Origin of the sequence: Actinomadura fulvescens, assembly GCF_039533225.1 — a bacterium.
Taxonomy (GTDB): Bacteria; Actinomycetota; Actinomycetes; order Streptosporangiales; family Streptosporangiaceae; genus Spirillospora; species Spirillospora fulvescens.
The window spans coordinates 170,672-186,727 of record NZ_BAAATD010000003.1; the positions used below are offsets into that span (position 1 = coordinate 170,672).

The following is a 16,056-nucleotide window of genomic DNA, read 5'->3' on the forward strand; positions in this document are numbered from 1 at the left end:
GCGACCGTACTCCCGATGTGCGCGCGGCGCGAAGGGCGGCGGGCGCTAGTCGGGCACCCCGCGCGGCCGGGGGGTACGCCAGCCGTGCCGCATCGCCAGTACCCGGATCGAGAAGGCCAGCACTGCCGCGCCCGCCGTGACGCCCGCGCCGTGCAGCTCCAGCGCGCGGGCGGCCGCGACGACGGACGCGCCCAGCAGCGCGGGAAGGGCGTAGAGCTGCCGGTCGTACAGCACCGTGGGGATCTGGCCGCTGAGCATGTCGCGCAGGATGCCGCCGCCCACGGCGGTGACCACGCCCAGCAGCACCGAGTGCAGCGGCGACAGGCCGTGGTCGAGCGCCTTGAGCGTCCCCGTCGCGCAGAAGAGCCCGAGCCCGGCCGCGTCGAACAGCTGGACCGCCGGCAGCACCCGGGTGACCTGGGGATGCCAGAAGAACACCAGGACCGCCGCGACCAGCGGCGCGAGGACATAGCCGAGACTGGTGAAGGCCGTCGGCGGCACGTCCCCGATGACCAGGTCGCGCAGGATGCCGCCGCCCAGCGCGGTGATCTCCGCCAGCACCACCATGCCGACCACGTCCAGCCGCTTGTTGACCGCGGCCAGGCCGCCCGACACCGCGAAGACGAAGATGCCGGCCAGATCGAGCGCCTCGAACCCCGAGGGCCCCATTACTTGGTGTCCGTCGCGTGCCGCATGGCATCGAACTCTGGCAGGTCAGAGACCGGTGGGACAAAGCGGCACGCGGCTCGGCGATCATCAGTCGTAGAGGGCCTCGATGGCGTCGCCGTACTTGCCGTGCACGATGCGGCGCTTGAGCTTGAGGGTCGGTGTCAGCTCCTCGCTCTCGGCGGTCCACTCGGCGGGCAGGAGCCGCCACTTCTTGACCTGCTGGACGCGGGCCAGGCGCACGTTGGCGTCCTCGACCGCCTTCGCCACCTCCTCCACGACCAGCGGGTGCTCGGCCAGGGCGGCCAGGTCGGTGGTGTCGATGCCGTGCGCCGCCGCCCAGACGGGCGCGACCTCGCCGTCGAGGGTGATCAGCGCGACGACGTAGGGGCGCCGGTCGCCGTACGCGAGCGCCTGGCCGACCAGCGGGTGCTCCTTGAGCAGGTTCTCGATCATCGAGGGGGCGATGTTCTCGCCGCCCGCGGTGATGATGAGCTCCTTCTTGCGGTCGACGACCCTGAGGAAGCCGTCCTCGTCGAGCACGCCGACGTCGCCGGTGTGCACCCAGCCGTCCTCGTCGAGCAGCTGGGCGGTGGCCTCGGGCCGGTTGAGGTACCCGGGTGTGCACGTGGCGCCGCGGACGAGGATCTCGCCGTCCTCGGCCAGCCGCAGTTCCACGCCGTCGAACGGGCGGCCGACCGTGCCGAGCTTGAACGAGTCGCTGAGGTTGGCCGTGATGGCCCCGGTCGTCTCGGTCATCCCGTACGCGTCGAAGATCTTGAGGCCGAGCCCGGCGAAGAACCGTGCGACCTCCTCCGGCAGCGGGGCGGCGGCGCTGGAGGCCTGGCCGACCCGGTCGAGGCCGAGCAGCGCGCGCATCGGCGTGAGCACGGCGGCGTCGGCGCGCTCGAACGCGGCGGCCAGCTCCGGCGGCGTGGTGTTGCCGTACTCCAGGCTGGTCACGTACGTGCGGCCGACCTCCAGGGCGCCCTGGACCGCGGCCTTCTTCTGCTCGTCCTGCTCTCCCGCCAGCACCGCCTGGATGCCCGCCATGATCTTCTCCCAGACCCGGGGCACGCCGAAGAACGAGTGCGGCCGGACCTCGCGGAGCACGGTGGTGAGCTGCGCGGGGTCCGGGCAGAAGTACACGTGCGCGCCGCGGGTCACCGGCAGGTAGTAGCTGAGCACCCGGTCGGCGATGTGCGCGAACGGCAGGTAGGAGATGCCGACGTTCTGCTCGGGCAGCACCGAGGTGCTCTCCACCAGGGCGCACTCGCGCAGCGCCATCGAGTGCGTGATGATCACACCCTTGGGGTCACCGGTCGTGCCCGAGGTGTAGAGCAGGGTCGCGGTGTCGGACGGCCGCACGGCCCGCCAGCGGCGGTCGAGGTCCGCGGGATCGGCCGCCAGCCGTTCGCGGCCGAGCTCGGTGAACGCCTGCCAGGTCATGAAGCGCTCGTCGTCCGGGCACGCCGCCGCGTCCACCACGATGACCTTGCGGAGCGCGGGCAGCCCGGCCAGGACCGGCAGCCACCGGGCGAGCTGGTCGGCCCCGTCCAGCACCGCGTACCGGGCCGAGCAGTCGGCCGCGACGAAGGCGAGCTGGTCGGGCGCCAGAGTCGCGTAGACGGTCGTCGGCACGCCGCCCGCGTGCATCGCGCCGAGGTCGGCGAGCACGTGCTCGGACCGGTTGGGCATCATCAGCGCCACCACGTCGCCGGCCTCCAGGCCGAGCGCCGCGAACCCGGCGGCCGTCTCCAGGGCCCGCCGCCGCGTCTCGCCCCAGCTCAGCGTCCGCCAGCCGGCGCCGTCGCGGTCGGAGTAGGCGGCGTGCCCGCCGTGCTCCACCGCGGTGGCGGCCAGCCTGGTGCAGACCGTCTGCCCGTCGTGGATCTCCGCCTCGCGCATGTCCGCGCCCCTCTCACCCCGTGGTCGGAAGTAACTGGTTACTTGCGTCACCGCATCGCACCATGCCGAACAGGGTTCGGACAAGGGGTTGGCGGGACGTCCGGTCCGTGCGCAGGTCGCCGCGGGACGGGCTCCGTGCGTAGCCGGACCGGCACCGTCCGCTTCTTGATCATTTAGGTGGGGGGTGGGATAGGTTCGCGCTGTGGACTCCGTGCCGGCCGGCCTTCGCCTGACCCAGTACGCCCGCGGCGGGGGATGCTCGTGCAAGATCCCGCCCGGCGAGCTCGAAGAGGCCGTCGCCGGGCTCGCCGGCGCCGGCGTGCCGGACGCGCTCCTCATGGGCGGCGCGGACGGGGACGACGCCGCCGTGCTGCGGATCGAGGGAGGCCGCGCGGTCGTCTCCACCGCCGACTTCTTCCCACCGGTGGTCGACGACGCCTACGACTGGGGGCGGATCGCCGCCGCCAACGCGCTGTCCGACGTCTACGCGGTGGGCGGCGAGCCCGTCATGGCGGTCAACCTCCTCGGCTGGCCACGGGACGCGCTGCCATGGGCGGTGGCCAAGGAGGTGCTGCGCGGTGGCCGCGACGTCGCCGCGCTGGCGGGCTGCCCGATCGCGGGCGGCCACAGCATCGACGACCCGGAGCCCAAGTACGGCCTTGCCGTCACGGGGATCGCCGACCCGGAACGGCTGCTGCGGCTGGACGCGGGCCGCCCCGGCATCCCGCTGTCGCTGACCAAGCCGCTCGGCAGCGGCGTGCTCAACGCCCGCCACAAGGCGACCGGGGAGGTGTTCGGCCAGGCGATCGAGGCCATGACCACGCTGAACGCGGCGGCGAGCCGGCTCGCGCTGGACCGCGGCGTCCGCTGCGCCACCGACGTCACCGGCTTCGGGCTGCTCGGGCATCTCTACAAGCTGGCGCGCGCGAGCGGCGTGACGGCCGCGCTGGACGCGGCGGCCGTGCCCTACCTGGACGGCGCCCGCGAGGCCGTGCGCGACGGCTTCGTCCCGGGCGGCACCCGGCGCAACCTGGCGTGGGTCGCGCCGCACACCGACTTCGGCCGGATCGCCGAGACCGAACGGCTGTTGCTGGCCGACGCGCAGACCTCCGGCGGCCTGCTGGTCGCGGGGGAGATCCCCGGCGCGCCGGTCGTGGGCGAGCTGTTCGGGCGGGGCAGGCACACCGTCGTGGTGCGATAGCCGGCACCGGGGACACCGGCCGTTCGCCGATGATCACGCTGGGTATATGACCCGCGACAAGCGATCATCGGGGGGAACCGCATGGCGGTGTCGCGATCCGGCCCGGCGCCCGGCGGGCGCACCTTCTTCGGCCATCCCTGGGGGCTGGCCACCCTGTTCTTCACCGAGATGTGGGAGCGGTTCAGCTTCTACGGCCTGCGTGCGATCCTCGTGCTGTTCCTCATCGCGCCACCCGCCGACTCGGGACTCGGCATGGCCGAGGGCACGGCGAACGCCCTCATGGGCGTGTACCTGTCGATGGTCTACTTCGTCGCCCTGCCGGGCGGCTGGCTGGCCGACCGGATCCTCGGCGCGCGCAGGGCGGTGCTGATCGGCGGCACCGTCATCATGCTCGGGCACATCTCGATGGCGATCCCGGGGGGAGCGGGCTTCGTCTACTTCGGGCTGTTCCTCATCATCATGGGCACGGGCCTGCTCAAGCCCAACATCTCCACGATGGTCGGCAAGCTGTACGAGGGCCGGCCGGACGCGCGCCGCGACTCGGCGTTCTCCATCTTCTACATGGGCATCAACATCGGCTCGCTGGCGCCGTTCATCGTCGGCTACCTGGGCCAGAACATCGACTGGCACCTCGGCTTCGGCTGCGCCGCCGTCGGCATGGCCATCGGACTGATCCAGTATGTGTTGGGCGGCAGGAGCCTGGAGGGCGTCGGTGAGGCGCCCGGCCACCGGCTCGACGAAGCGGAACGGCGCACGTTCACCCGGGCCCTCGCGGCCACGCTGGCCGTCGTGGCGGCCGTCGTCGTCATCGCGGTGCTGCTCGGGGAGTTCACGGTCGACAACGTCACCGTCGCCCTCACGGTGCTCGCCGTCGTCGTTCCGGTGGTCTATTTCGGCTACCTGTTCCGCAGCCACGAGGTGACGGCGGAGGAGCGGGTGAGACTGCGGGCGTACGTGTGGCTCTTCGTCGCGGCGGCCCTCTTCTGGATGATCTTCGACCAGGCGGCCGGCCCGCTCAACGTCTTCGCCGAGCGGCACGTGGACCTCAGCGTCTTCGGCTGGCGGATGCCCGCGAGCTGGACCCAGAACCTCAACCCCATCATGATCATCTGCTTCGCGGCGGTCTTCGCCTGGCTGTGGGTCAGACTCGGCGACCGGGTGAGCACGCCGCAGAAGTTCGCCTTCGCGCTCGTCATGTGCGGCCTGTCGTTCGTGGTCATGTCGATCGCGTCGAACGCCGCCGCGGACGGGATCAGGATCTCGCTGCTGTGGCTCGTGGCCGTCTACCTCCTGCAGACGCTCGGGGAGCTGTCACTGTCGCCGGTCGGACTTTCGGTCACTACCAAACTGGCCCCTCAGGCGTTCGCGAGCCAGATGATGGGCGTCTGGTTCCTGGCCACCGCCGCGGGCGACGCGGTCGGCGGGCAGGTGGCCCGGCTCCAGGCGCCGTGGGGGAACGTGTGGTACTTCCTGCTCCTCGGCCTGCTCACCGTCCTGGCCGGGCTGCTGATGTTCGTGTTCGCGAAGTCCGTGCGGCGGCTCATGGGTGAGGAACGCCCCGCGAGCCCCGTGGAAACGGGCCGACGTTAACGGTCGTGTCAAAGATCCCTACCGTGGGTATTCACCCGGTGACGGGTCCGCGGCCGCGCGGGGCCCACACCACAAGACCGAGGGAGCGACATGACCATCGGGGGGATCATCACCGCCCTGATCTTCGGGGCCATCATCGGCGCCATCGGGCGCCTGATCGTGCCGGGAAAGCAGAACATGCCCATCTGGCTCACCGTCGTCGTCGGCATCATCGCCGCGTTCGCCGGTACGGGTCTGGCGCACCTGTTCGACCTGAAGACCAGCGGATGGAACTTCTGGGAGACGCTCTTCCAGATCGGCTTCGCGGTCATCGGCGTCTATCTCGTCGCGGCGTTCTGGCCCAGGAAGTCCACGAACTACTGAGGCGGAGCGGCAGCCGGGCGCAGCTCGGACCGTCACGGGGCCGTCGGCGGACGCAGGACGGGCCGGAGCTCTTCGAGCACGGCCGGATCCTCGATCGTCGACGGCGCCGTCACGTCCAGGCCGTCGGCGATCCCGCGCATCGCGCCACGCAGGATCTTGCCCGAGCGGGTCTTGGGCAGGGCCGGGACCACCGTGATCTCCTTGAGCGCGGCGACCGGGCCGACCTGCTCGCGGACCATCGCCACCAGTTCGGCGCGGAGCGTCTCCGAGTCCACCTCGGCGCCGCTCTTGAGCACGACCAGGCCCCGGGGCACCTGGCCCTTGAGCCGGTCCTGGACGCCGATCACGGCGCATTCGGCGACGGCGGGATGCGCCGCGATGACCTCCTCCATCGTGCCGGTGGACAGCCGGTGGCCCGCCACGTTGATGACGTCGTCGGTGCGGCCCATCACCCAGACGTAGCCGTCGGCGTCCACGCGCCCGCCGTCGCCGGTGAGGTAGTGCCCCGGATGGCGGGTGAGGTAGGACTCGACGAAACGTTCGTCGTCCTGCCACAACGTGGACAGGGTGCCCGGCGGCAGGGGTAGCCGGACCACGATGTCGCCGTCGGCGCCGGGCTCGGCTGCGCTGCCGTCCGGCGTCAGCACCCGGACGTCGAACCCGGGCACCGCCACGGTGGGGGAGCCGGGCTTCACCGGCATCGGCTCCAGGCCGCGCAGGTTCGCCACGATGGGCCAGCCGGTCTCGGTCTGCCACCAGTGGTCGATGACCGGCTTGTCCAGCACCCGCGCCGCCCAGTGGTAGGTGTCGGGGTCGAGCCGTTCCCCGGCCAGGAAGAGGGTGTCCATGGACGACAGGTCGTACCCGGCGAGCAGCGCGCCGTCCGGGTCCTCCTTCTTGATGGCGCGGATGGCGGTGGGCGCGGTGAACAGGGCCTTGACGCGGTGCTGCGCGGCGACCCGCCAGAAGGCCCCGGCGTCCGGGGTGCCGACGGGCTTGCCCTCGTACAGGACGGTCGTGCAGCCGGTGAGGAGCGGCGCGTACACGATGTAGGAGTGGCCGACGACCCAGCCGACGTCCGAGGCCGCCCAGAACACGTCGCCGGGACCGACGCCGTAGACGTTCTCCATCGACCAGCGCAGCGCCACCGCGTGCCCGCCGTTGTCACGGACCACGCCCTTGGGGCGGCCGGTGGTGCCGGAGGTGTACAGGATGTAGAGCGGGTCGGTGGCGGCGACGGGAACGCAGCCGGCGGGCGTGCCCTGCGCGACCGCCTCGTCCCAGTCGATGTCGCGCGCGGGGACCAGGTCGGCGTGCAGCTGCGGGCGCTGCCGGACGACGCACCGGTCGACCTTGTGCGCGGCCAGCTCCAGCGCCTTGTCCAGCAGCGGCTTGTACGCGACGATCCGGCCGCCCTCGATGCCGCACGACGCCGACACCACGACCTTGGGCCGCGCGTGGTCGATCCGCACCGCCAGCTCCCGGGCCGCGAACCCGCCGAAGACCACCGAGTGCACCGCGCCCAGCCGGGCGCAGGCGAGCATGGCGATGACCGCCTCCGGGATCATCGGCAGGTAGATGACCACCCGGTCGCCGCGGTCGACGCCGAGCCCGCGCAGGGCGCCGGCGAACCGCGCCACCAGGTCGGTCAGCTCGCGGTAGGTGTAGGTCGCCACGGTGCCGGTGACCGGGCTGTCGTAGACGAGGGCGGCCTGCTCGCCGCGGCCGTCCTCCACGTGCCGGTCCAGCGCGTTGTCACAGGTGTTGAGCTCGCCGCCGGTGAACCAGCGGTAGAACGGCGGCGCCCCGTCGTCGAGCACCCGGTCCGGCGGCACGAGCCATCGGACGTCGCGCGCGGCGAGCCCCCAGAACCGGGTGGGGTCGGCGATGCTGCGTTCGTACGCCGCCGCGTAGGCGCCCATGTCAACCTCCGGTCCGACTCATGCCAGGAACGGTCCCCCCTGCGGGTCTTTCGCGCAGAGTCCCGCTGTCCCGATCGCCGGTTCGGGACGTCCCCCTATTGGGTCGGTCCGGGGGGTGGTTAGTCAAGAGGCCCGAGGTCCGTGGCGTGCCCGTGAACCGGATGGTGGACGGCGTCGTGGCGCACGCGGCCGGACGAGCTTCATGCGTATCGCCCCAAGTAAGACGGATGCCGCAGACTGTGACACTTTCCGCAGTTCGGTCGCTGATCTCAGAGTATGAACGCGATCGGCTTTCACCGGAGGCCCCGGCGTCCATAAGGTGGCTTGGCGTGGACCCACGGAGACAGGTTCCCCGTACCGACGTCGTCATGGCGGACCCGCGGCTCGCGGAGGCCGCCGGGCGGCTCGGCCGGGCGATCGTGAAGTCCGCGGTCGGCGCCGCCCAGCAGCGGGCCCGCGACGGCGAGATCCCGCCCGGCGCGGTCGCGGCGCAGGCTCTGGCCGAGCTGCCCGAGCACGCGACGACCCTGCGGCCGGTCGTCAACGCCACCGGCGTCCTGCTGCACACCAACCTCGGCCGGGCGCCGCTCTCCGACGCCGCCCGCGCCGCCCTGACCGCCGCCGCCGGATGCGCCGACGTGGAGTACGACCTGGCCACCGGGAAGCGCGGCCCGCGCGGCGGCGGCACCCTGGCCGCCCTGCGCGAGGCCTGTCCCGCCGCCGAGGCCGTCCAGGTCGTCAACAACAACGCCGCCGCGCTCGTCCTCGCGGCCACCGCGCTCGCGGCGGGCCGGGAGATCGTCGTCAGCCGCGGTGAGCTCGTCGAGATCGGCGACGGGTTCCGGCTGCCCGACCTGCTGGCGGCGACGGGCGCGCGCCTCCGCGAGGTCGGCACCACCAACCGCACCACGGCCGGCGACTACGCCGCCGCGATCGGGCCCGCCACCGGATTCGTCCTCAAGGTCCACCCGTCGAACTTCCGGATCGAGGGCTTCACCGCGGCGGCCCCGATCGACGCGCTCGCCGCGCTGGACGTTCCCCTGGTCGTCGACATCGGGTCCGGGCTCCTGACGCCCGATCCGGCGCTGCCCGCCGAGCCCGACGCCACCACCGTGCTCGACGCCGGAGCCGACCTGGTCACCGCCAGCGCCGACAAGCTCCTGGGCGGTCCTCAGGGCGGCCTGATCCTCGGCAGGCACGAGCTCGTCCAGCGGCTGCGCCGCCATCCCCTCTACCGTGCGCTGCGGGTCGACAAGCTGACGCTCGCCGCGCTCGAAGCCACCCTGCGCGGCCCGCGTCCTCCCGCGACCCGTATGCTGCACACTCCGGTGCGGGAGCTGCGCGCCCGTGCCGAACGCCTCGCCCAAGACCTCGCCGCCGACGGCATCGACGCCGTCGCGGTCGACACGACCGCCGCGGTCGGCGGCGGCGGCGCTCCCGGCGTCGACCTGCCCAGCGCAGCGATCTCCCTCCCCGCCGCCTACGAACCGCCGCTCCGTGCCCGGAGGGTCATCGGCCGCATCGACGGCGGCCGGCTCCTGCTAGACCTTCGTTCCACCGGCACCGCCGACGACGGCCACCTGCTGGCCGCCGCCCTCGCGTCCAAGGAAGAGGTCTGATGCAGGTCGTCGCCACCGCCGGTCATGTCGACCACGGCAAGTCGACCCTCGTGCGCGCGCTCACCGGCATGGAGCCCGACCGGCTCGCCGAGGAACGCCGCCGCGGCCTGACCCTCGATCTGGGCTTCGCGTGGACGGACCTCCCGTCGGGCGAACGTCTGGCGTTCGTCGACGTACCGGGCCACGAGAAGTTCGTCACCACCATGCTCGCGGGAGTCGGGCCCGCGCCCGCCGTCCTCCTGGCCGTGGCCGCCGACGAGGGATGGATGCCGCAGACCGAGGAACACCTGGCGGCCATCGACGCCCTCGGCGTCCGCCACGGCGTCCTGGTCATCACCAGGTCGGACGTGGCCGACCCCAAGCTCGCCCTGCGCCAGGCGCGTGAACGGCTGGCCACGACCAGCCTGCGCGCCTGCGAGAGCGTCACCGTCAGCGCCACCACCGGCGCCGGGCTGCCCGAGCTGACCGCGGCGCTCGACCGCCTCGCGGCGCGTCTGCCGGTGCCCGACACGGAGGCGCCCGTACGGCTCTGGATCGACCGCGCGTTCACCATCGCGGGCAGCGGCACGGTGGTGACCGGCACGCTCGCCGCGGGCACCGTCAGCGTGGGCGACGAGCTGCTCCTCATGCCCACCGGGGAACGCGTCCGCGTCCGGGCGCTGGAATCGGCCAAGGAATCCCAGGAGACGGTCCAGGGAGTCGCCCGGGTCGCCCTCAACCTCCGCGGCGTCGACCGCGATCAGGTCGAGCGGGGCATGGCCCTGGTCACCCCCGGCACGTGGACGTTCACCACCTGCGTCGACGTGCGGGTCTCCTCCGACGAGCCGTCCGGCCGCCTGGCCCGCCAGCTGATCCTGCACCTGGGCTCGTCCGCGACGCCCGTCCGCCTGCGTCCCCTCGGACCGGACACCGCGCGCCTCACCCTGAACGCCCGCCTGCCCCTCCACGTGGGCGACACCGCCCTCCTCCGCGACCCGGGCCGCCGCACCATCGCGGGCGTCCACGTCCTCGACGTCCGCCCGCCCACCCTGGTCCGCCGCGGAGCCGGGGCCGCCCGTGCCCGCGAGCTGGCGTCCTGGCCCGACCGTCCCGGCGGGGACCTGCTCCTGCGCCGCCACGGCATCCTGAGCCGCTCCGACCTTCGCGTCATGGGCTGCGCCCCGCCCTCCGGCGCCGTCCCGCTCGGCGCCGAATGGCTCGCCGACCCCGCCCACTGGGAGAATCTGCACCGCAGGCTGACCGACGAGCTCAGCCGCCACGCCGCCGCGAACCCCCTCGCCCCGGGCATCCCCGTCGAGACGCTCCGCCTCCGTCTGGGCCTGCCCTCCCGCCAGCTGGTCGCCTCCCTCGTCCGCCCGCCCCTCCGGCTGGCCGAGGGCCGCGTCTACGGGCCCGGCACGGGTCTGCCGGGCCAGATCACCGACGCCGTCGAACGGCTGGCCGCCGACCTGGCCGCCGCGCCCTTCGAGGCCCCCACCGCCGACCGGCTGACCGAGCTCGGCCTCACCCCACAGGCGATCGCCGCGGCCGAACGCGCCGGGGCGCTCCTCCGGCTCCCGGGCGGCGTCGTGCTCCTCCCGGGCACCGACGACGAGGCCCTCAGGATCCTCACCGCGCTCCCGCAGCCGTTCACCGTCAGCCAGGCCCGCCAGGCCCTCGACACCAGCCGCCGGGTGGCCATGGCCCTCCTGCACCACCTGGACACCAGGGGCCTGACCCGCCGGACCGGCGACACCCGCACCTGCCCCCGCCCCGCGGACGAGGGAAAATGAGTTGAAGCGGACCGGGCGCCTCTGGCGTCATAGATCACGGTTCGGATCCCTCGCACAACGGAGAGGAGCAGGTGATGCCGTACCAGACGCTCAAGGGCGGCCGTGTTCCGATCCGCCTCTGGACCGACCCGGTCACCGTTGAGGACCAGGCGCTCGACCAGCTCAAGAACGTGTCGAGCCTGCCCTGGATCGAAGGCCTGGCGGTCATGCCCGACGTGCACTACGGCAAGGGCGCGACCGTCGGCTCCGTGATCGCGATGCGCGACGCGGTCTCGCCGGCCGCGGTGGGCGTCGACATCGGCTGCGGCATGACCGCGGTCAGGTCGAGCCTCAGCGTCGAGGACATGCCCGACGACCTCGCGGGCCTGCGCGGCCGCCTGGAGAAGGCGATCCCGGTCGGCTATCACTCGCACAAGCAGCCCGTCGACCCGACGGCGCTGCCCGGTCTCAAGGAACGCGGCTGGTACGACTTCTGGAAGGACTTCGACGACCTGCACCCCGGCGTACGCGGCCGTTTCGGCCGGGCCCGCGCGCAGATGGGCAGCCTCGGGGGCGGAAACCACTTCCTGGAGCTCTGCGCGGACGACAAGGGCGCGATCTGGCTCGTGCTGCACTCGGGGTCGCGCAACATCGGCAAGGAGCTCGCCGAGCACCACGTCGAGGCCGCCCGCAAGCTGCCGCACAACCAGGACCTGCCGGACAAGGACCTCGCGGTCTTCCTGACCGGCACGAGCAAGATGGAGGAGTACCGCCGGGACCTGTTCTGGGCGCAGGAGTACGCGCGGCGCAACCGCGCCGTCATGATCGCGCTCGCGCAGAACGTGATCACGCGTCGCTTCGGCGAGAAGCGCTGCACGTGGGGCGAGGTCATCTCCTGCCACCACAACTACGTGGCGGAAGAGGTCTACGACGGTGTCGAGCTGCTCGTCACCCGCAAGGGCGCGATCCGCGCGGGCAGGGGAGACCTCGGGATCATCCCGGGCTCGATGGCGACCGGCACCTACATCGTGCGCGGCCTGGGCAACGAGGCCTCGTTCAACTCCGCGTCGCACGGCGCGGGCCGCAGGATGAGCCGCAACAAGGCGCGCAAGTCGTTCACGGTCGACGACCTGGTCGAGCAGACCAGGGGCGTCGAGTGCCGCAAGGACGGGGGCGTGCTCGACGAGATCCCGGGTGCCTACAAGGACCTGGAGACCGTGATCGAGGCGCAGTCCGACCTCGTCGAGGTCGTGGCGCACCTGCGCCAGCTCATCTGCGTCAAGGGCTAGTCACGCGGTCCGGGCGGGAAGGCTCTGGAACGGAGCCTTCCCGCCCGGAGAGGTCACGTCTGCCGGCCCTCGTCCGCGCGGAAGACGCCGTCGTCGTCGGGTTCGCCGTACAGCTCGCGGAGCACCTGGTCCTCGTCGGCCTCGGTGGCCCGGTGGGCGTCGGGATGGACGTCCACCCGGTTCATGTAGTCGACTTCCCTGGCCCGCGCGGGCCGGCTCGCCTCGTTCGTCTCGTCCATGACGATCCACTGTCGCAGCTTCGCCGCCGCGCGGCTACCGGGCGGGCAGGACACGGTCGACGAACGCGGTGACCTCGGCGAGGATCTCGGCCTTGTTGGTCTCGTTGAAGACCTCGTGCCGGGCGCCCGGGAAGATCCGCTCGGTGAGGTCGGTGCCGCGGATCTGCTCGATGCCCGTGCGGGTGCCGTCGAGCGGCACCAGCCGGTCGTCCGCGCCGTGGATCCAGAGGGTGGGCAGGCCGCCGAGCGAGCCGTGCTCGTTGATCTGCTGGACGCACGTCTCGAGGGCCAGCAGGAGGGGGCGCTTGAACGGGCCGTGCCAGACCAGCGGGTCCTCGCCGTAGGCCTTGCCGACCGCCGGGTCACGGGACAGGGTGCCGGGGTCGATGGGGGTGTCGGGGATCTGGTCGTGGGCGAGGAGGGCGCCGAGGACGTCCCAGCGGCCGAGGACCGGGCCCGACAGGACCAGGGCGGTCAGGTCCGGCCCGTGGAGCTGGGCGTAGCGAGCGGCGATCATGCCGCCCATCGAGTGGCCGATCATGACCACGGGCAGGTCCGGGTGGTCGGTGCGGGCCGATTCCACGACCGTGCGCAGGTCGGCCACGACATCGGCGAAGTCCTCGATCAGGACGGGTTCGCCCGCCGAGCGGCCGTGGCCCAGATGGTCGGGGCCGCAGACCACGGCGCCGTGCCGCGTGAGCGCCTCGGCCACGTGCTCGTACCGGCCGAGGTGCTCGCCGTAGCCGTGGACGAGGACCGCGACGTAGCGGGGCTCGTCGCGGTGCCATGAGTGGGTCGTGATCGCTCCGCGGACCCCCGCGAACTCCCACAGTCGTGCCATGGCCACGTGCGCCTCCCGGGTGCCGTGCGGTGATCGCTTGTACGATCCGCCAAAGGACTGAGCCGTCGGCGTGGCCGATACCGTCTCTCGCGATGCGGCGGAACGTCAACTCCCCGAATAGGCTGGGTCATTCCACTCATCGACGGCGGTCCGTGGACAGACCGCCGCAGCAGCAGGAAGGGGCGCCCGTGCTGGTCGACACCTTCGGCCGTACCGCGACCGATCTGCGCGTCTCCCTGACCGACAGATGCAACCTGCGGTGCTCCTACTGCATGCCGCCCGAAGGACTCGACTGGCTGCCCAAGCCCGAGCTGCTCACCGACGACGAGGTGGTACGCCTGGTCCGGCTGGGAGTGGAGGAGCTGGGCGTCACCGAGGTCCGCTACACGGGCGGTGAGCCGCTGCTGCGGCGCGGGATCGCCGACATCGTGCGGCGGACCGCCGGGCTGACGCCGCGGCCACAGGTCTCGCTGACCACCAACGGGATCGGCCTGGAGCGGCTGGCCGCACCGCTGGCCGACGCGGGCCTGGACCGGGTGAACGTCTCGCTGGACACCCTCGACCGGGAGACCTTCAAGCGGCTGGCGCACCGTGACCGCCTCGACGACGTGCTCAAGGGGCTCGCGGCCGCGGCCGCGGCCGGGCTGGCCCCCGTCAAGATCAACGCCGTGCTGATGCGCGGCGTCAACGACCATGAGGCGGTGCCGCTCCTGCGCTTCTGCCTGGAGCACGGCTACCGGCTGCGGTTCATCGAGCAGATGCCGCTGGACGCCCAGCACGGCTGGACCCGCGACAACATGATCACCGCGGACGAGATCCTGGCGCTGCTGGGCGCCGAGTACCGGCTGACCCCCGAGCTGCCGGAGGAGCGGGGCAGCGCCCCCGCCGAGTCGTTCCTGGTCGACGGCGGCCCGGCCACGGTCGGGGTGATCGGCTCGGTCACCCGGCCGTTCTGCGGTGCCTGCGACCGGGTGCGGCTCACCGCGGACGGGCAGGTCCGCAACTGCCTGTTCGCCACCGAGGAGTCCAACCTGCGCGACGCGCTGCGGGCGGGCGCCTCCGACGACGAGCTGGCCGACCGCTGGCGCAAGGCCGTCTGGACCAAGCGCGCCGGGCACGGCATCGACGACCCGTCCTTCCTCCAGCCCGCCCGCCCCATGTCGGCGATCGGCGGCTGATCGGCAGGTGGTGGTGCGGGACCTCCGGCATGCGACGATGGCGGGGTGACGGATCAGCCGCTGGAGCATCGGGTCGAGATCGTCGTACCGCCGGAGAACGAGGTCGGCGCCTACGCCGGGTTCGCCTCCGTGTGGCGTACCCAGGACTGCTTCGTGCTGGACTTCGCGACCGAGACACGGCCGCCCGAGGTCTCCGAGGACCCGGCGTCGGGCGAACGGTTCGTGCATGTGCCGGCCCGGGTCGTGTCGCGCGTCCGCGTCCCGCCGGGCCAGATCTGGGAGCTGATGAAGGCCCTCGAACAGAACCTCAGCGCCTACGAGCGCGAGACCGGCGGCACCCGGGACCATGGCGACGGCTGAGCCCTCCGGCACGGTGGCGTTCGACGCCGTGGTGCTCGCGGGCGGGCGGGCGCGGCGCATGGGCGGCGCGGACAAGCCCGGCGAACGGGTCGGCGGGCGCGCCCTGGTCGCCCTGGTCGCGGACGCGGCCGCCGCGGCCCGCCGGCTGGTGATCGTCGGCCCGCCGCGACCCGAGCCCGCGCACGCCGTGTTCGTGCGGGAGGAGCCGCCCGGTGCCGGTCCCGTACCGGCTCTTCGGGCCGGGCTGTCCGAGGTGTCCGCGCCGTGGGTGGCGCTGCTCGCGGGCGACCTGCCGTTCCTGCGTCCGGGCGATGTGGCCGCGCTGCTGGTGGCGGCGCGGGACGCGGACGCGGCCGGGGCCGTGCTGCTGGACGGCGACGGCCGCGAGCAGTGGCTCGCGGGATGCTGGCGGACGGGCGGCCTGCGCCGGGCGCTCACCTGCTATGCGGGGGCCTCGCTGCGCGGCCTGCTGGGCCCGCTCGACCCCGTCAAGGTGAGCCTGCCCGCGGGGGAGCGGCCGCCCTGGTACGACTGCGACACCCCCGGCGAGCTCGAACACGCCGAGCGCCTCGCCGGGCCGCACGGCCCCTGACCGTGCGAGAGTGGAGAACGCAAGCACGCCGACGGGAGGATGACGGTGCTGGAGGAATGGATCGACGCGGTCTGCCTCGAACTGGGGATCGACCGCGACGACGTCGACCGGGATCTGATCCTCGATCTCGCCCGTGAGGTCGCCCACGGGGTGGCGCGCCCGGGAGCCCCGCTCACCGCCTACCTGCTCGGGCTGGCGGTCGGGCGCGGTACCCCGGCGAGGGACGGGGCCGCCCGGCTCACCGCGATGGCCGAGGGCTGGAAGCCCGGCCCCGGGTCCCAGGACTCCTAGGGCCTAGGGCAGGTCGCGTTCCCCCACCGGCACGACGTCGCGCAGGAAACCACGGCGGTCCAGGAAGGCCGACAGGCTCGCCCGGTGCTCGTCGCAGGCCAGCCAGATCTTGCGCCGGTCCGGCGTATGGATCTTCGGGTTGTTCCAGCGCACCGCCCATACGGCGTCCGCGCGGCACCCCTTGGACGAGCACCGCAGTTCGTCGATGGGTTCTTCGGTCACGCCCCAACCCTGGCACAGACGGCG

Annotated in this window: 16 protein-coding genes; 10 read left to right on the forward strand and 6 right to left on the reverse strand. The window is 72.8% G+C overall.

The features are described 5' to 3' along the window. Positions 1-45: 45 nt before the first annotated feature. Both ABD333_RS12740 and ABD333_RS12745 read right to left on the reverse strand, forming a co-directional pair. A complete protein-coding gene (locus ABD333_RS12740) occupies positions 46-669 on the reverse strand; it encodes a trimeric intracellular cation channel family protein (protein WP_344540710.1) in 624 nt (207 codons plus the stop codon). A gap of 87 nt (positions 670-756) precedes the next feature. Then, a complete protein-coding gene (locus ABD333_RS12745; protein WP_344540712.1) occupies positions 757-2,574 on the reverse strand; it encodes an AMP-dependent synthetase/ligase in 1,818 nt (605 codons plus the stop codon). Between the two features lie 211 nt (positions 2,575-2,785). Here ABD333_RS12745 and selD point away from each other — a divergent pair, with 211 nt between their 5' ends. The 3 genes from selD (at position 2,786) to ABD333_RS12760 (ending at position 5,728) form a co-directional block, all read left to right on the forward strand. Next, on the forward strand, positions 2,786-3,775 hold the full coding sequence (gene selD, locus ABD333_RS12750) for a selenide, water dikinase SelD (RefSeq protein WP_410556194.1): 990 nt from the start codon (positions 2,786-2,788) through the stop codon (positions 3,773-3,775). An 81-nt stretch (positions 3,776-3,856) separates the two neighbouring features. Then, entirely contained in the window at positions 3,857-5,365 is a 1,509-nt protein-coding gene (locus ABD333_RS12755; protein ID WP_344540715.1) for a peptide MFS transporter, read from the forward strand. Between the two features lie 90 nt (positions 5,366-5,455). Next, positions 5,456-5,728 (forward strand): GlsB/YeaQ/YmgE family stress response membrane protein, encoded by a 273-nt coding sequence (locus ABD333_RS12760; protein ID WP_344540717.1) that lies wholly within the window; start codon positions 5,456-5,458, stop codon positions 5,726-5,728. A 32-nt stretch (positions 5,729-5,760) separates the two neighbouring features. Here the strand turns inward: ABD333_RS12760 and ABD333_RS12765 are convergent, their stop codons facing one another. Continuing rightward, on the reverse strand, positions 5,761-7,650 hold the full coding sequence (locus ABD333_RS12765; protein ID WP_344540719.1) for a propionyl-CoA synthetase: 1,890 nt from the start codon (positions 7,648-7,650) through the stop codon (positions 5,761-5,763). 329 nt (positions 7,651-7,979) lie between these two features. Between ABD333_RS12765 and selA the strand changes: the two genes are divergently transcribed. The 3 genes from selA (at position 7,980) to ABD333_RS12780 (ending at position 12,309) form a co-directional block, all read left to right on the forward strand. Further along, on the forward strand, positions 7,980-9,269 hold the full coding sequence (selA, locus tag ABD333_RS12770) for an L-seryl-tRNA(Sec) selenium transferase (protein WP_344540720.1): 1,290 nt from the start codon (positions 7,980-7,982) through the stop codon (positions 9,267-9,269). Then, positions 9,269-11,041, forward strand: coding sequence for a selenocysteine-specific translation elongation factor (gene selB, locus ABD333_RS12775; protein WP_344540721.1), 1,773 nt, complete (start codon positions 9,269-9,271; stop codon positions 11,039-11,041). The genes selA and selB overlap by 1 nt, the downstream gene beginning before the upstream one ends. Before the next feature lie 74 nt (positions 11,042-11,115). Then, entirely contained in the window at positions 11,116-12,309 is a 1,194-nt protein-coding gene (locus ABD333_RS12780) for an RtcB family protein (RefSeq protein WP_344540723.1), read from the forward strand. Positions 12,310-12,362: 53 nt separating this feature from the next. On the opposite strand, the gene ABD333_RS12785 is transcribed toward ABD333_RS12780, so the two are convergent. Further along, the gene (locus ABD333_RS12785) at positions 12,363-12,548 is read right to left on the reverse strand and encodes a hypothetical protein (RefSeq protein WP_344540725.1); all 186 of its coding nucleotides are present in this window, start codon (positions 12,546-12,548) and stop codon (positions 12,363-12,365) included. A 34-nt stretch (positions 12,549-12,582) separates the two neighbouring features. Continuing rightward, the gene (locus ABD333_RS12790) at positions 12,583-13,395 is read right to left on the reverse strand and encodes an alpha/beta hydrolase (RefSeq protein ID WP_344540726.1); all 813 of its coding nucleotides are present in this window, start codon (positions 13,393-13,395) and stop codon (positions 12,583-12,585) included. A 182-nt stretch (positions 13,396-13,577) separates the two neighbouring features. Here ABD333_RS12790 and moaA point away from each other — a divergent pair, with 182 nt between their 5' ends. The 4 genes from moaA to ABD333_RS12810 are packed head-to-tail and all read left to right on the forward strand — an operon-like array spanning position 13,578 to position 15,810. Beyond that, complete coding sequence (gene moaA, locus ABD333_RS12795; protein WP_344540727.1) at positions 13,578-14,567, forward strand: GTP 3',8-cyclase MoaA; 990 nt, start codon at positions 13,578-13,580, stop codon at positions 14,565-14,567. Between the two features lie 45 nt (positions 14,568-14,612). Then, a complete protein-coding gene (locus ABD333_RS12800; protein WP_344540728.1) occupies positions 14,613-14,927 on the forward strand; it encodes a DUF3467 domain-containing protein in 315 nt (104 codons plus the stop codon). Continuing rightward, positions 14,914-15,519, forward strand: coding sequence for a molybdenum cofactor guanylyltransferase (gene mobA / locus ABD333_RS12805; RefSeq protein ID WP_344540729.1), 606 nt, complete (start codon positions 14,914-14,916; stop codon positions 15,517-15,519). Before ABD333_RS12800 ends, mobA begins: the two co-directional genes overlap by 14 nt. Positions 15,520-15,558: 39 nt before the next feature. Next, the gene (locus tag ABD333_RS12810) at positions 15,559-15,810 is read left to right on the forward strand and encodes a DUF6457 domain-containing protein (RefSeq protein ID WP_344540730.1); all 252 of its coding nucleotides are present in this window, start codon (positions 15,559-15,561) and stop codon (positions 15,808-15,810) included. A gap of 3 nt (positions 15,811-15,813) precedes the next feature. On the opposite strand, the gene ABD333_RS12815 is transcribed toward ABD333_RS12810, so the two are convergent. Continuing rightward, positions 15,814-16,032, reverse strand: a complete 219-nt coding sequence (locus tag ABD333_RS12815; RefSeq protein ID WP_344540731.1) for a hypothetical protein — start codon at positions 16,030-16,032, stop codon at positions 15,814-15,816. Between the last annotated feature and the right edge of the window lie 24 nt (positions 16,033-16,056).